This window comes from Betaproteobacteria bacterium (assembly GCA_016709965.1).
Taxonomy (GTDB): domain Bacteria; phylum Pseudomonadota; class Gammaproteobacteria; order Burkholderiales; family Rhodocyclaceae; genus Azonexus; species Azonexus amarohabitans.
Window position 1 is genome coordinate 43072 of the sequence record JADJLT010000001.1, and the last position, 14135, is coordinate 57206.

Here is a 14135-nt window from a genome sequence, read left to right on the forward strand (position 1 = left end):
TTACTGGCACATGCGACGAATTTCGTCTTCCTTGATCGCTTCGTCGATTTGTTGGAGCACGGCGTCGACGTCGGCAAGGCTTTCGTCGAGTTCGACGTGTCCGGTCAAAACCTGATCCGGCTGCAATAAGCCGCTCTCGTACAGCGCCCAGATTTCCTTGCCGTACTGGCTATCCTTGAGCGAAGGAGCAAAGGCGCTGAAATAGCTGCGCAGATTATTGACGTCACGCTCGAGCATTTCAGCGGCAGTACTGTTGGCAGCGGCGTCGATGGCCTGTGGCAGGTCGATGATGACCGGGCCGTTTTCATCGACGAGGATGTTGTATTCCGACAGATCGCCGTGAATGATACCGGCGCACAACATGCGCACCACTTGGTTGACCAGCATGGCGTGATAGTCCAGCGCCACATCTTCGCTCAAGGCAACATCGTTCAGCCGGGGCGCGGCGCCTCCGTCGGCATCAACCACCAGATCCATCAGCAGCACGCCATCAAAACAGATGTAGGGTTGCGGCACCCGAACCCCGGCATTTGCCAGCCGATACAATGCATCGACCTCTGCGTTCTGCCAGACCTCTTCCTGCATTTGGCGCCCGTAGCGACTGCCTTTTTCCATGGCGCGCGCCTGCCGGCTATTCTTGACCTTGCGGCCTTCCTGATAGGACGTCGCCTTGCGGAAGCTGCGCTGCTTGGCATCCTTGTAGACCTTGGCGCAACGGATATGCTCGCCGCAACGAACGATGTAAACGGTGGCCTCCTTGCCGCTCATCAATTGCCCGATTACCTCGTCTACAAGGCCTTCTTCAACGAGAGTGGTGAGTCTTTTCGGGGTTTTCATGGGCTACAGGGGCTTTTCTGGCAGGCGTGGCAAGGCTGAATTATTTCTTCAGGCCCGAATCAGACCACGAACTGAGCAAACAAGCCACGCCTGAACCATCAATAGCCTTTATTGAAGTGGACGCCATTGCATTTTGGGCAGGGCGGGACATGCCCGGTATGCTTGATATGCACTTTCTGGCCGCAGCCCTGACAGGTCAGCGTCCCGGCCGATGTCATCTCGCCGGTTTTGTAGGTGAGTGTGTCTTTGGCCTTGTCGCGCAATGAACGCAACGCATTGCCAGTCATGTCCAGTACGCTGACGAGTGACGCGAGTGCGCCAGCTGTCAAGCGCGCCGGATGGAGCTTTTCTTTGGTTTCCTCACCCAGTTGCTGAGCGTCGGCAATGGTTTGATCCAAATCGCGCGAGAGAAATTTTTTCAGTTCCTCACCTTGTTCAGCACTGAATTCACCGACGGCAGTTAATTGCTCCCGTGCTTTTTCCAGCGCCACGTTCATTGATTCGCGACTTCGCTCCTTGCCGGCCAGATAGAGTTCATTGAATTTGCTGGCAAACAGGTCGTATTGCCGACTCAGCCGGTCTTTTTCCTGGTCATTGTTGTCCATGATGATTCTCCGGTGAATGTTTATTTACAGAAGCACTAGCTACGTACAGTTGAAGCTCCTGTCTTTTCCAGGCGATCTTCAAGTTCGCCAATGTAGGCGGCAAGGGTGTTGCCCGAGTTTTCGATTGCGGCACGAAGGTCGCGTTCCTGTTGATCAATCCGGGCGATGACTGTTGTTCTGGACTCCGCCTGCAGATTGTTCTGTTTGGTCAACTCGGCCTCCAGAAATGTTCGCAACTCGGTGAAGCGAGATGCCTCGGCCTGATCGGCCAGCTCCTTGTTGGCCTTCAACTCGCGCGAAATCCGCCTGTTTTCCATCAAGGCGGTGCCCTGAAGGTAGACGACAAAAACCAGAAAGAGGGCTGTGAGAAAAACCAGCAAACCGAGCATGACCAAGCCCAGCGGCATCTGAACTTCTGTAATGCCAAGACTGAGTGCTGTTGGGGTTATGAACACGCCCCAGTTCAATGCTGAAAAAGCAGCAATAACCGCCAATACGATGAGCAATAACAGCGATTGAAGTTTCATCTCAAGTGTCCTCGTTTTTATGTGGTTGCGGCCTCTTGGCTCGGGCCATCAAGTTGGGTCCTTTTCCCCGCAGCCCTGTTGATGACGCCAATGTTTCTCTGGCTAAACCGGCTACGGGATTACTTTTGGGGCGCTATTTTGCGTTGCGTTCTTTAGAAGCACTAAAAGAAGCCAAGCTTCTTCTCTTCTAATGGTAGACCAAAAAATGGCTCTGAATTGTGTGCTTGCACACATACAAACGGGGCGGACATGCTTTTTTCCGATTCGGATGCGGCCGAATTGGCAGCTTGTCAGAGGCTGAGTATGCTCATTCAAACATCCGCTTCGACCAGACCTCCGTCCTTCTCCATCCACGCCCGACGGCCGGCCGCTTCGCCCTTGCCCATCAGCAGGGTAAATGTAGCGGTCATTTGCTTGATGGTTTCCCGGCTGGCCTGAAAGGGCACGAGGCGGCGCGTATCCGGGCAGAGCGTGGTTTCCCAAAGCTGGTCGGGATTCATCTCGCCGAGGCCCTTGAAGCGGGAGACGGTGATCTTGTTCTCGTTGACGCCTTCGTCACGCAGTTTGGTCAGCGTCTGTTCTTTCTCGGCTTCGTCCAGACAATAAACCTTGCGGGTGTGGCCACGGGCCTCAACATCAACGCGGAAGAGTGGCGGCTGGGCAACGTGAATGTGTCCACGTTCGATCAAGGCCGGGAAATGCTTGAGGAAGAGTGTGAATAACAATACCTGGATGTGCGAGCCGTCCACGTCGGCATCGGACATGACGATGATGCGACCGTAGCGCAGGCCGGAAACATCAATGCTGTCGATCTGGTCGATGCCATGCGGGTCGACGCCGATGGCGACCGAAATGTCATGGACTTCGTTGTTCTTGAACAACTGGTCGCGGTCGACTTCCCAAGTGTTCAGCACCTTGCCACGCAAAGGCAGTACCGCCTGGGTTTCCTTGTCGCGGCCTTGCTTGGCCGAGCCGCCAGCCGAGTCGCCCTCGACCAGGAAAACTTCATTGCGGCCAATGTCGTCAGACTCGCAATCGGTCAATTTGCCGGGGAGGGTAGCGATACCGGAGGACTTCTTCTTCTCGATCTTCTGGGTCGATTTCATCCGGTTCTGGGCGGCCTTGACGGCCAATTCGGCAATCTTCTTGCCAAAGTCCGCATGGCTGTTGAGCCACAGCTCGAACGGGTCACGCACCATCTGCGAAACCAGCTTGTAGGCATCACGGCTGGTCAGTTTCTCTTTGGTCTGACCCTGGAATTGCGGGTCGAGTACCTTGGCCGAGAGCAGGTAGGTCATGCGGCCACAGACGTCTTCCTGCGCCAGTTTTACCTTGGCCGGCAAAATGGCATGGTGTTCAGCGAAGCTCTTGATCGCCTCGAAGACGCCGGCTTTCAGGCCGGCTTCATGGGTACCACCGTCCAGCGTCGGGATCAGGTTGACGTAGCTTTCCGGCTTGCCGCCACCTTCTTCGAACCAGGCCAGCGCCCAGGTGGCGCCTTCGCCCACGGCAAAACCGTTGGCTGTCTCGACATGTTTTTCGCCGACGAAAATGGGCGCCACCGGCGTGCCGACCATCATTTCGTTGAGGTAGTCGGCCATGCCGTTCTGGTAGCACCAGACCTTCTTTTCCTGACCCTCGATGTCGAGCTCGACCATGACATTGGGCATCAGCACGGCCTTTGAGCGGAGCAGGTGTTCGAGTTGTGCCAGATTGACCTTGGGCGAGTCGAAATACTTCGGGTCAGGCTGTATACGCACGGTCGTGCCGGTATTGCGCTGACCGCAGTCGCCGATGCGGCTGAGCGGCTCGGTGACAAAGCCGGCGCCGAAGGCGATGTGATGAATACCGCCGCCGCGCTTGATCTCGACTTCCAGCCGGATCGACAGCGCATTGGTCACTGAAACACCAACGCCGTGCAGACCGCCGGAAAATCTGTAGGCGTTGCCGGAATCCTTCTTGTTGAACTTGCCGCCGGCGTGCAGCTTGCAGAACACCAGTTCAACCGCCGGTCGGCCTTCTTCCGGATGAATTTCGACCGGAATGCCGCGGCCATTGTCGGAGACCTCGATCACCCCGTCGGCACGGATGGCGACCGAGATTTTCTTGGCGTAACCGGCCAGCGCCTCGTCGGCGGAATTGTCGATCACTTCCTGAACTATATGCGTCGGGCAGGTCGTCCGCGTATACATACCCGGGCGTTCTTTGACAGGTTCGAGGTCCTTGAGGACGCGGATGGAGGAGGCTGAGTAGTCGGACATGCTTTATTGTTGAAAGTGACGAAGTGGCCGCAGCCAGAGATGCGGGGCAAATTCTAACCTGAGGCGACTGGCTGGTGATCGCCATGTAAGTTTCTTGGATCGGTATTACGTCCGACACTTGGTGGCAGGTGGCTGTTGTGACGGGCGGGAATTTTTCAAAAATTGGCATTTTGTCGCTGCCAAAAGCAATTGTGCCCGGCAATTGCCGGGCACAATAATCAGGTTCAGGTTTAGCTCTTAGAACTTGTAGGAAACGCGCGCTGCAATGGTAGAGAATGTTGGTTTGAGGTCATACTGGACGGGCCATGTGTTGTCAGGCACGGCTCGACCGCCATACGTTTTCCCCAAAAACTGGTAGTAGTTGCAGTCCAGACCCACAATCCATTTTCCGCCTGAATTGATTGGGAGTGCATATTCAATACCAACGCCGGCAGTCCAGCCTTCATGCAAATGCTTCTGTTGGAAACTGCTGCCATTGCTATTGGCAAGAGAGCTCTCGATTTCGGCAATTGCAAGACCTGCCTTGGCATAGGGAAGCCAATTGCCCAATGCATAGCCGACGCGCGGGGTCAGGGTCGAAAGGGAGTTGACGCCAGTCGTCACGCTACTGTTAATGCCGCTGAATGGTGCATTCTTGGTGGTGCTGATGTCCGTAAATGCAAACGACCCTTCCAGGCCGATGACGACGTTGCCAATCTGGCGGTTGTCGCCCAAATGCACTCCAAAGCCGGTGCCATGAAGCGAGTGTTCAACCGTACCCCCCGTCGCTTGCGGGCTGAACTGACTCAATGCTCCAGCATCGCTCGGGAAACTCAGCTTGCTGCTGCCGTTAAAAGCACCCAACCCGCTCAAGCCTGCATAGACACCATCCCAATTTCCCCCGGACGATAGAGTATTGCCAGACATGCCTCCGCCTGACCGGGCGCCAAAATTGTAAGATGCTCTTAGCATCAGCGTTGAGAATGTCGGCTTGAGGTCGAATTGAACGGGCCAGGTATTATCAGGTACGGCTCGACCGCCATACGTTTTTCCCAGAAACTGGTAGTAGTTATATTCCAGGCCAAGTATCCAGCCGCGCATGGAATCATGTGGCAGCGCGTACTCAACGCCAACGCCAGCTGTCCAGCCTTCATGCAAGTGCTTCTGATGGAAACTGCTGCCATTGCTATTGGCAAGAGAGCTCTCGATTTCGGCAATTGCAAGACCTGCCTTGGCATAGGGAAGCCAATTGCCCAATGCATAGCCGACGCGCGGAGTCAGTGTCGAAAGGGAGTTGACGCCAGTCGTCACGCTACTGTTAATGCCGCTGAATGGTGCATTCTTGGTGGTGCTGATGTCGGTAAATGCAAACGAACCTTCCAGGCCGATGATGACGTTGCCAATCTGGCGGTTCTCACCAAAATGTACACCAAAGCCGGTGCCATGAAGCGAGTGTTCAACCGTACCCCCCGTCGCTTGCGGGCTGAACTGATTTGAGGCCCCGGCATCACCCGGAAAACTCAGCTTGCTGTTGCCGTTAAATGCACCTGCCACATCAGCACCAAAGTAACTCCCTTCCCAAGGGGAGCTTGCGGCGTTAACAAGCCCTGCAGCCGACATAAGCGCAAGCAGTACTGTGCGTTTGTTGATAATTTTTTTGTGCATCCTAGCTTCCCCAGTGCAAGATTAAGATAGTTCTTAAAACAATGATTTCACACAAGCAATTGTATGTCCGCAACAGTAGAAATTTACCATTTATTTACATAGTTTAATCGACTAAAAGAGGCCTTATCAGGTTGCTTGCCACCTCTCGGCGCATTTCTGGTGCAGGCATTCATTTTTGGAATTTTGGCAAAATATCCGGTTGACCGCAGCAAGCACTGTCGCCGCGATTTTTTAGTGTTTTCCATAAAGCACGCGACCATAGCAGCGTGGCATAATCAGTATCCGAACCCATTTTCAGTGAGGAATTCCTCATGGTAGACACGACGCAAGGCGTTGCTGCTTCGTCGCCACAACGTACCCGTGGCGCTGACAGGCGTGGCAACAAGCTGGTTTCCTCGCCACCGTTTTACACTCGTGAGGGCAAGATCCTGACTGAGCGTCGTACGCCAATCGACCGACGTGCCAATTGGATACGCGAATTTTCCGTAGATACGATCGATAACGGTTCATCAAAGACGAATACCTGAGATGGCCGGGGCTAGCCTGCTCCTCCTCATTGATGATATTGCCGCCGTCCTCGATGACGTCGCGGTGCTGACCAAAATCGCCGCCCAAAAGACGGCCGGCGTTCTGGGAGACGATCTGGCGCTGAATGCGCAGCAGGTGGCCGGCGTGCGGGCTGAGCGCGAATTACCCGTCGTCTGGGCGGTGTGCATCGGTTCGCTCAAGAACAAGCTGATTCTGGTGCCGGCGGCATTGGCTATCAGTGCCTTCATTCCTTGGGCAGTAACGCCGCTGCTGATGCTCGGTGGAATCTATTTGTGTCTGGAAGGTGTCGAGAAACTGGCCCATCCCTTTTTGCACAGTGAGGCCGAGGACGCAGTTCATCATGCCGAGGAACTCGCCGCAGTCGGAGACGACAGCGTTGATCTGGCGGTTTTCGAGGCGGACAAGATCAAGGGTGCGATACGGACTGATTTCGTACTGTCTGCCGAAATCATCGTTATCGCACTCGGCACGGTGGCCGGGCAGTCATTGTCTACGCAGCTGACAGTACTGGCTGGCATCGGCTTGATCATGACCTTCGGCGTTTATGGGGTCGTCGCCGCTATCGTCAAGATGGATGATGTGGGTGCCTGGCTGCTCGTCAATGGGCGCGGGATCACGAAAACCATCGGCAAAGGCTTGTTGCTGGCGGCACCGAAGCTGATGAAGACACTGACGGTGGTCGGTACGGTCGCCATGTTTCTGGTCGGCGGCGGCATTCTGGCGCATGGCATGCCGCCAGTGCATCACGGGATCGAACAGATTGCAGAAATATCCGGCTTGATGGGCAGCGTGGTTTCCATGGGGCTCAATGCGCTGGTTGGAATGGTTTGCGGGGCGGTCGCCTTGCTGGGCATGCTGGCGTTGTCAGCCGTCCGAAAAATGATGATTGGGGTCAAGGCATGAGCAAGGCGCTTCGCCTGTCGGAAAAATGGTTTCGCTTCGGACTCTGGATAGTTGCCTTTGTATTCGCCAGTTTCTTGATCGGGCTGGGTGGTACGGTCGTCGAGAACCTGCCCAAGGTTGAGCACCGCGTCACGCTGGAGAATTTTATCGACAAGCCGGCGGCAGAACGGCTGCGGGCCGAGTTGAGAACCTTGCAGGAAAAACGTCAGATTGCGCAGGATGCCAACGATCAGCAACAACTGAAACTCAATGCTGCCCGAGCCAATTCGGCCGCCGCACGCGACACCTTCAGCAATTGGCTGGCCACCCGTCATGCGACCAAGCGTCCGGAGCAAGATGCTGAACTGATCGAGCGCACACAGGCGCTGGACGAACTAAAGATTATTGAGCGCAAGGCGCTGGCTGATGTCGAGCGTCAGCAACAGAATCTGCTCGATAGCCGTCAAGCCGAAGAAAGAGCTCAGCGCGACATGCGCGAACTTGAAAATGCGGCTTCCGGCAAGCTCGCCACCGAATCACGCAGCCAGGAGTTACGCGTTTTCCTCTATCGCCTGACGCTGACCCTGCCGTTGTTGGCCATCGCGGGCTGGCTCTTTGCAAAAAAGCGCCAGAGTACTTGGTGGCCTTTTGTCTGGGGCTTCATCTACTTCGCCCTGTTTGCCTTCTTTGTCGAACTTGTTCCCTATTTGCCCAGTTACGGCGGATACGTTCGCTATGCGGTGGGTATTGTCCTTACCGTGCTGGTCGGCCGCTATGCCATCGTGGCGCTCAATCGCTACCTGGAAAAACAGAAGCAGGCCGAGGCGATGCCGGATGTCGAACGGCGCAAGGAACTGAGCTACGACACTGCGCTGGCCCGTCTGGCCAAAAAGGTTTGCCCTGGCTGTGAGCGGCAGGTGGACCTGACCAACACTGCAATCGATTACTGCCCGCACTGCGGCATCTGCCTGTTCGATAATTGCGGCCAGTGCAAGGAGCGCAAAAGCGCATTTGCCAGGTTTTGCCATGCCTGTGGTGGGGCAGCGGGCGAGGGAAGCTGAGCGCTTCTTCAGTACTTACGCCTGAGCGTTTCGATCCTTGTCACGAAGTGACCAGAAGAGCGTGATATCGCCTGCTGAAATTTGCCCAGCCCTCAGCGCAGCATTGAGCACTTTTTCGGCATCCTGACGACGACCATAGATCGCATAGACTTCTGCTTCGAGCAGCGGATCAATATCTTCCTCATGGATGAGCAGTTCGGATGAGTCCGGTTTTGAAAACACCGATGACTCGAACTGCGCATAGGAAAATTTGTCGGTATCTGTTCTCGTTGAGGATATGTTTTTTTCAAACAACAGACCCGAAATGGCGTGGTTTATTGATCCGATGAAGCTGGATATTGGCGAGAAGTAAGTTGCTTTGTGTGTCATTGAAATGTGCCCTCAGGTTGGTATGTCGGCGCATCAAAAACGCAACCGGCGGTTGGCAAATCTCCCTCAGCCCGAGCCACCCACGCCACCAAGGCTTATCAACCATTTTTGCCAGAAAATTGCGGGACATCTGGCGACAGATCGTGTTGACCGTAGTGGAGGGCGAATGCTTGTCGGAGGGGGCATGCTGTTGACCAATGCAGAGAGCGTGCCAACGTGTAAGCAATTGAATTAAAATGACAATAATCCAATCAATCGCTGCGGAATGGATTTTGTGTCGTAGCGCGGCGACAGGCGCGAGCACCTCTTCTGATTATTCGCCGTCTTTCATGGGTTTCGGGTTGTCTCCAGATGGCGACAAGGGCCTGGAACAGGCCATTCAGGCGGAATATCGACGCTTCGAAGAGCCCGTGTCGGCGAAGAATTCACGCGTGCACTTACATGCTGTAACAAATCGGTGTCGGTTCTCTCGCCCGGCATTGCGTTGTTCACTTACTGACCCAAGTTCGGAGAGAGATGATGAAAAAAATAGTTCTAGGCGTACTTGTCGCTGTGACCCTCAGCGGCTGCTTCCCGGTTTTCATTCCGGTACCTGATCATCACCATGGCTATCACCGCGGATGGGGTGGGCGTTAAATACGTGCTCAGCCGATCAGGGTGACAACGATCTCGCGCCGATGTCCCTGGTTCCTATGTTCGAAGAGATAGATGCCTTGCCAGGTGCCGAGTAGCAGGTGCCCGGCAGCGAAAGGTACGGTGAGCGAAACGCCGGTAAGCAGTGAGCGGGCATGGGCCGCCATGTCGTCATCACCTTCAAGGTCATGGCGATAGGCTGGGTCGCCATCAGGCGCCCAGCGCTGCATCAGGGTTTCCAAATCATGGCGGACGCTGGCGTCGGCATTTTCGGTAATGGCCAGACCACAACTGGTGTGACGTACAAAAATATGGGCAATTCCCGCGTTGACCGCAGCATTACCGACCAGTGCTTGGATTTGGTCGGTAATCTCAATCGATCTGCGGCCAAGGGTAGAGATGGCCAGGCGATGCTGTTCGGCCATGGACTGGCTTAATCCTTCTTGAGCAGGCCTTGCAGCGCGGCAAACGGGTTGTGTGTGGCGCTACCGCCCCGTACGCTACTGTCGGTATAGCCCCGGTCAGCTTCGATCTGCTTCTGGTGCTCGTTGTCGTGGCAGTAAATGCAGAGTAGTTCCCAGTTGCTGCCATCGTTCGGATTGTTGTCGTGATTGTGGTCACGATGATGCACTGTCAGTTCGCGCAGATTGGCCGTGGTGAATTCACGCGCGCAACGGCCGCAAATCCACGGATAAATTTTCAGCGCGCGTTCGCGATAGCCCTCGGCGCGCTGGTCGGCGGCCTTGCGGGCATCAGCGACAATCTTGTCGAGGCGTTTATGGTCGATTGAACTCATGCTTGAAATCCTGATGGGTTGAGGCAAATTCTAACTCGCGTCGGCCGGCGGTGTGGTCGGATGTCAGCCACCCAAACCCTTGAAAAACTCGATCAGTGGACTCAGGACTGGTTCAATGTCCAGCTCCTTGACGCCGTTGTCGCCGTTGAATTCGTCGTAACTCCAGTCGCCGTCAACAAAGGAGACACCGGACGGCGCTGTTCTATCGCTGATCGGTTTGCCAGAGAGCGCCTGACGCATGTAATCAATCCAGATGGGCAGTGCCAGCGTCGCGCCGAATTCCCGGCTGCCCAGCGATTTCGGCTTATCGAAGCCCATCCAGGCGACGCCAACGACATCGCCTGCATAACCGGCAAACCATCCGTCGAAGGCATCGCTGGTTGTCCCTGTCTTGCCAGCCACATCAGGGCGGCCGAGGCGTTGTCCGGCCAGCGCACCGGTGCCGCTGTGTGCGACTTCGCGCAGCATGCTGTCCATGATGAAGGCGTTGCGCCCATCAATGACCCGTAGCTCATCTTGCCGAACAGGAGGTGGTGGCGTTTCCTGCAGCACGTTGCCACGGCTATCGGTGATCTTCTGGATCAGGTAAGGCGTGACCTTGTAGCCACCGTTGGCGAACACTGCATAGGCCCCGGCCAGTTGCAGCGGGGTGACCGATCCGCTGCCCAGGGTCAGGGTCAGGTTGGCCGGCTGCTTTGCCTTGTCGAAGCCGAAGCGCTCCAGATAGTCGCGCCCATACTGTGGTGTGATCGCCCGCAGAAGGCGCACGGCGACGATATTTTTCGAGCGGGCGAGGGCGCGACGCAGGGTGATCGGACCATCATAGCCATCGTCGTTCTGCGGTTCCCAAGCCTGCCCATTTTCACCGCCAGGCAATGAGAGCGGCGCGTCATTCACCAGCGTGGCCGGCGAATAGCCCTTTTCCAGAGCGGCCGAATAAATGAAGGGCTTGATGCTCGATCCTGGCTGGCGCCAGGCGCTGGTGACATGATTGAATTGCTTGCGCGAAAAATCGAAGCCACCCACCATGGCGCGATAGGCCCCATCCTCGGCATTCAGCGCGACAAAAGCAGCCTCGACGTCGGGCATCTGACCAATCACCCAGCGCCCCCGGGCGTCACGGCTGGCGCGGATGACCGAACCAACGCTGATTCTGGTGCCGCCCTTGGCGTTTGACTGCAGCGCACGAGCAGCAAAGCGCAGCCCATCGCCGCTGATTTCGATGGTGTCGCCAGTGGCGGGTTCGGCCTTGATTTTTTTGGCCGAGACTTCGGTGACCACCGCCGCAACCAGATTGTCACTATTCGGATGCTTGGTCAGGATGCGATCGATCGCATCATCGCGTTCGTCTTCGTCGTCCGGCAGTTCGATGAAATCTTCCGGCCCGCGATAGCCGTGGCGCTGGTCGTAGGCCAGCACGTTACTGCGCAGCGAGTTGTAGGCGGCGTTCTGCTCGGCGCTGATAAGCGTTGTGTAGACGTTGATACCCCGCGTATAGGTTTCACCCTGATATTGTGCATAAAGCTGCTGGCGAACCAGTTCGGCAGCGTAGTCGGCATGGACCGCAAATAGCTGCCGGTCGCTGATGTTGAGCGGCTCATTGAGGGCCTTCGTATATTGCGCCTCGGTAATCTTGCCGAGCTGCAACATGCGCTTGAGGACCAGCACTTGGCGAGCCTTGGCGCGTACCGGATTGACCGCCGGATTATGTTTGGCCGGATTCTGCGGGATACCGGCCAGCATCGCCGCTTCGGCCAGGCTCAGATCCTGCAATCGCTTGTTGAAATAGGTTCGGGCGGCACTGGCAAAGCCGTGGGTACGCTTGCCGAGGTAAATCTGGTTCATGTACAACTCAAGGATCTGATCTTTGTTCAGCGCGGACTCAATGCGATAAGCGAGCAGTGCTTCCGTGAGCTTGCGTTTCACGGTCTTTTCCTGCGACAGGAAAAAATTGCGCGCTACTTGCATGGTGATGGTCGAGGCGCCTTGGTGGAAACCGCCAGTCAGGTCGGCGACCAGCGCCCGCGTCACGCCCCGGTAATCAACACCACCGTGTTCGTAGAAGCGGGAATCCTCGATCGAGAGCAGTGCATCCTTCAAGACTTGGGGGATGTCCTGTATCGGTACGAAATCGCGGTGCTCCTCGCCGAATTCGCCGAGCAAGGCGCCATCTGCCGTGTAGATGCGCAAGGGAATCTTGGGCCGATAATCCGTCACAACATCGAGCGGGGGCAAACCGGGCAATACGGTCAGCACCTGAACGGTGAGCACCACGGAGAACAGCAGCGAGGCATTGATGCCCAGGGCGAGCAGGGTGCGTGGCAGCCGCTCGCGATAATTGGCCGTCGCCAAGGGGAGCGTCAGGAATTTGAAGATGGTCGAAAAAAAGCTCACATGCAGGCCCTGCCATGATTGCCCCGGCCGAACCTGTAGCGCAGAGGCGGTTGATGGCGCTGGCAGACCAGTCGCCGAGGCCGCTAGTTTAGCCCAATGATGATCCTGAGGAGGCTGGCAGTGCACCGATCCAGCCCTTAGAATCGGGATTCCTCCATTCGAGTCTCAATGCCACCATGCCCCGTATCAAGATCGATTTGCCCGAGCGCTTCAGCTTTTCGACTGAAATCCCCATCTACATCAGTCACATCAATTACGGCCATCATCTCGACAATGCGGCGCTGATCTCGCTGGTCGCCGAAGCGCGCGTGCGCTTCTTCAAGGCGCTGGGCTACACCGAACTCGATATCGAGGGCGTTGGTATCGTTGTCGCCGATGTTGCCGCGCAATACAAGTCCGAGGCCTTCCACGGTGAAACACTGGTGATCGAGATGGGCGCCAACGATTTCAACAAGTTCGGTTGCGATCTGGTTTGGCGCCTTGCCGACAAGGCCAGCGGGCGCGAGGTGGCACGCGGCAAGCACGGCATCGTCTTCTTCGACTACGCCGTGCGCAAGCCGACTGCCGCACCCGCAGCCTTTGTGGCCAAGGTCACACTGTAAACGATGATTCCAATTCGCTACCTCGAGCCCGTCTTTCGTCCGCCGAGCGAAGCGGCATCGTTGATCCTGCCGGTGACCGATGGCTGCTCGTGGAACAAATGCACCTTCTGCGAAATGTATACGGCACCGCAGAAAAAATTTCTGGCGCGCAGCGAGGATGAGGTGTTGGAGAGCATTCGCCTGACCGGCCAACGTTATGGTGGCGAGCTGCGCCGTGTCTTCCTTACCGACGGCGATGCACTGGTACTGCCGACGCGGCGACTGGTAACCATCCTTGAGGCCATCAAGACGCATCTGCCGGCGGTGCGGCGGGTATCCAGCTATTGCCTGCCTCGCAACTTGCGCAAGAAATCACAGGCCGAAATAGATGAGCTGGCGGCGGCCGGGTTGAAGATGGTCTATGTCGGGGCCGAATCCGGTGATGATCAGGTGCTGGCAGCGGTCGACAAGGGGGAAACCTATGCAACCACGTGCGAGTCGCTCGACAAGCTGGGTGCGGCCGGCATTACCCGTTCAGTGATGATTCTCAATGGTCTCGGCGGCAAGGCGCTGTCGATGCAGCATGCCGAAAATTCTGCGCGGCTGGCCAATGCGATGCAACCGGAATATTTGTCGACGCTGGTCGTCAGCTTTCCACAAGGTGAAGAACGCTTCCGCGCCGGGTTTCCGGGGTGGGAACCGCTCGACCAGCACGCGCTTTTTGTCGAGATGGAGCGCTTCCTGTCCTGCCTCGAACTGAAGCGCACCGTGTTTCGCAGCGATCATGCTTCAAATTGGCTGGTGCTCAAGGGCACGCTGGGCGCAGATAAAGAACGTCTGTTGGCTCAGGTTCGCCAGGCCATTGCTGCACCCGAAGCTGCGCATTTGCGGCCGGCATGGGCGCGGGGGTTGTAGGTTGATTGGCAAGGGGTTCCGCCTTGCTGGCGGAACCCCTTGCTTAATTAGCCCACCCCGCCAGCAAGCTTTCAATTTTTG

General features: G+C 56.4%; 15 protein-coding genes. 5 read left to right on the plus strand and 10 right to left on the minus strand.

The genetic code is table 11. The annotated features are described in order from the left end of the window. The 5 genes from IPJ12_00240 to IPJ12_00260 form a co-directional block, all read right to left on the minus strand. Positions 1-837, minus strand: a complete 837-nt coding sequence (locus tag IPJ12_00240; protein MBK7645641.1) for a serine protein kinase RIO — start codon at positions 835-837, stop codon at positions 1-3. A 98-nt stretch (positions 838-935) separates the two neighbouring features. Continuing rightward, positions 936-1442 carry a hypothetical protein gene (locus IPJ12_00245; protein MBK7645642.1) on the minus strand — a complete coding sequence of 169 codons (507 nt, stop codon included), beginning with the start codon at positions 1440-1442 and terminating at the stop codon, positions 936-938. 35 nt (positions 1443-1477) lie between these two features. Continuing rightward, entirely contained in the window at positions 1478-1969 is a 492-nt protein-coding gene (locus IPJ12_00250; GenBank protein MBK7645643.1) for a LapA family protein, read from the minus strand. A gap of 311 nt (positions 1970-2280) precedes the next feature. Then, positions 2281-4230: a DNA topoisomerase IV subunit B gene (gene parE, locus IPJ12_00255; GenBank protein ID MBK7645644.1), complete on the minus strand. Its 1950-nt coding sequence runs from the start codon at positions 4228-4230 to the stop codon at positions 2281-2283. Between the two features lie 237 nt (positions 4231-4467). After that, a complete protein-coding gene (locus IPJ12_00260; GenBank protein ID MBK7645645.1) occupies positions 4468-5874 on the minus strand; it encodes a porin family protein in 1407 nt (468 codons plus the stop codon). A 311-nt stretch (positions 5875-6185) separates the two neighbouring features. Between IPJ12_00260 and IPJ12_00265 the strand changes: the two genes are divergently transcribed. Genes IPJ12_00265 through IPJ12_00275 form a run of 3 tightly spaced genes read left to right on the plus strand, consistent with a single transcriptional unit; the run spans position 6186 to position 8366 of the window. Beyond that, positions 6186-6401 carry a hypothetical protein gene (locus tag IPJ12_00265; protein ID MBK7645646.1) on the plus strand — a complete coding sequence of 72 codons (216 nt, stop codon included), beginning with the start codon at positions 6186-6188 and terminating at the stop codon, positions 6399-6401. A gap of 1 nt (position 6402) precedes the next feature. Then, positions 6403-7326 carry a DUF808 domain-containing protein gene (locus IPJ12_00270; GenBank protein MBK7645647.1) on the plus strand — a complete coding sequence of 308 codons (924 nt, stop codon included), beginning with the start codon at positions 6403-6405 and terminating at the stop codon, positions 7324-7326. After that, entirely contained in the window at positions 7323-8366 is a 1044-nt protein-coding gene (locus tag IPJ12_00275) for a serine endopeptidase (GenBank protein ID MBK7645648.1), read from the plus strand. The genes IPJ12_00270 and IPJ12_00275 overlap by 4 nt, the downstream gene beginning before the upstream one ends. Positions 8367-8381: 15 nt before the next feature. On the opposite strand, the gene IPJ12_00280 is transcribed toward IPJ12_00275, so the two are convergent. The 5 genes from IPJ12_00280 to IPJ12_00300 all read right to left on the minus strand — a co-directional run bounded on the left by IPJ12_00280 (position 8382) and on the right by IPJ12_00300 (position 12558). Then, positions 8382-8588 carry a hypothetical protein gene (locus IPJ12_00280; protein ID MBK7645649.1) on the minus strand — a complete coding sequence of 69 codons (207 nt, stop codon included), beginning with the start codon at positions 8586-8588 and terminating at the stop codon, positions 8382-8384. Positions 8589-8652: 64 nt separating this feature from the next. Beyond that, on the minus strand, positions 8653-9039 hold the full coding sequence (locus tag IPJ12_00285; protein MBK7645650.1) for a hypothetical protein: 387 nt from the start codon (positions 9037-9039) through the stop codon (positions 8653-8655). Between the two features lie 340 nt (positions 9040-9379). Further along, positions 9380-9793, minus strand: coding sequence for a YjbQ family protein (locus IPJ12_00290; protein MBK7645651.1), 414 nt, complete (start codon positions 9791-9793; stop codon positions 9380-9382). An 8-nt stretch (positions 9794-9801) separates the two neighbouring features. Continuing rightward, the gene (locus IPJ12_00295) at positions 9802-10164 is read right to left on the minus strand and encodes an HNH nuclease family protein (GenBank protein ID MBK7645652.1); all 363 of its coding nucleotides are present in this window, start codon (positions 10162-10164) and stop codon (positions 9802-9804) included. Between the two features lie 63 nt (positions 10165-10227). Next, a complete protein-coding gene (locus IPJ12_00300) occupies positions 10228-12558 on the minus strand; it encodes a PBP1A family penicillin-binding protein (GenBank protein MBK7645653.1) in 2331 nt (776 codons plus the stop codon). A gap of 176 nt (positions 12559-12734) precedes the next feature. Here IPJ12_00300 and IPJ12_00305 point away from each other — a divergent pair, with 176 nt between their 5' ends. Together IPJ12_00305 and IPJ12_00310 are read left to right on the plus strand one after the other, a co-directional pair. Further along, the gene (locus IPJ12_00305) at positions 12735-13160 is read left to right on the plus strand and encodes an acyl-CoA thioesterase (GenBank protein ID MBK7645654.1); all 426 of its coding nucleotides are present in this window, start codon (positions 12735-12737) and stop codon (positions 13158-13160) included. Between the two features lie 3 nt (positions 13161-13163). Then, a complete protein-coding gene (locus tag IPJ12_00310) occupies positions 13164-14054 on the plus strand; it encodes a radical SAM protein (GenBank protein MBK7645655.1) in 891 nt (296 codons plus the stop codon). Positions 14055-14135: the final 81 nt, after the last annotated feature.

What these genes read in the sequence shown, in the direction of transcription:
- IPJ12_00270 (MBK7645647.1), top strand. Translation starts at nt 6,403, where the DNA reads ATGGCCGGGGCTAGCCTGCTCCTCCTCATTGATGATATTGCCGCCGTC.
- IPJ12_00240 (MBK7645641.1), bottom strand. Translation starts at nt 837, where the DNA reads ATGAAAACCCCGAAAAGACTCACCACTCTCGTTGAAGAAGGCCTTGTA.
- IPJ12_00295 (MBK7645652.1), bottom strand. Translation starts at nt 10,164, where the DNA reads ATGAGTTCAATCGACCATAAACGCCTCGACAAGATTGTCGCTGATGCC.
- IPJ12_00250 (MBK7645643.1), bottom strand. Translation starts at nt 1,969, where the DNA reads ATGAAACTTCAATCGCTGTTATTGCTCATCGTATTGGCGGTTATTGCT.
- parE (MBK7645644.1), bottom strand. Translation starts at nt 4,230, where the DNA reads ATGTCCGACTACTCAGCCTCCTCCATCCGCGTCCTCAAGGACCTCGAA.
- IPJ12_00305 (MBK7645654.1), top strand. Translation starts at nt 12,735, where the DNA reads ATGCCCCGTATCAAGATCGATTTGCCCGAGCGCTTCAGCTTTTCGACT.
- IPJ12_00265 (MBK7645646.1), top strand. Translation starts at nt 6,186, where the DNA reads ATGGTAGACACGACGCAAGGCGTTGCTGCTTCGTCGCCACAACGTACC.
- IPJ12_00275 (MBK7645648.1), top strand. Translation starts at nt 7,323, where the DNA reads ATGAGCAAGGCGCTTCGCCTGTCGGAAAAATGGTTTCGCTTCGGACTC.
- IPJ12_00260 (MBK7645645.1), bottom strand. Translation starts at nt 5,874, where the DNA reads ATGCACAAAAAAATTATCAACAAACGCACAGTACTGCTTGCGCTTATG.
- IPJ12_00245 (MBK7645642.1), bottom strand. Translation starts at nt 1,442, where the DNA reads ATGGACAACAATGACCAGGAAAAAGACCGGCTGAGTCGGCAATACGAC.
- IPJ12_00310 (MBK7645655.1), top strand. Translation starts at nt 13,164, where the DNA reads ATGATTCCAATTCGCTACCTCGAGCCCGTCTTTCGTCCGCCGAGCGAA.
- IPJ12_00290 (MBK7645651.1), bottom strand. Translation starts at nt 9,793, where the DNA reads ATGGCCGAACAGCATCGCCTGGCCATCTCTACCCTTGGCCGCAGATCG.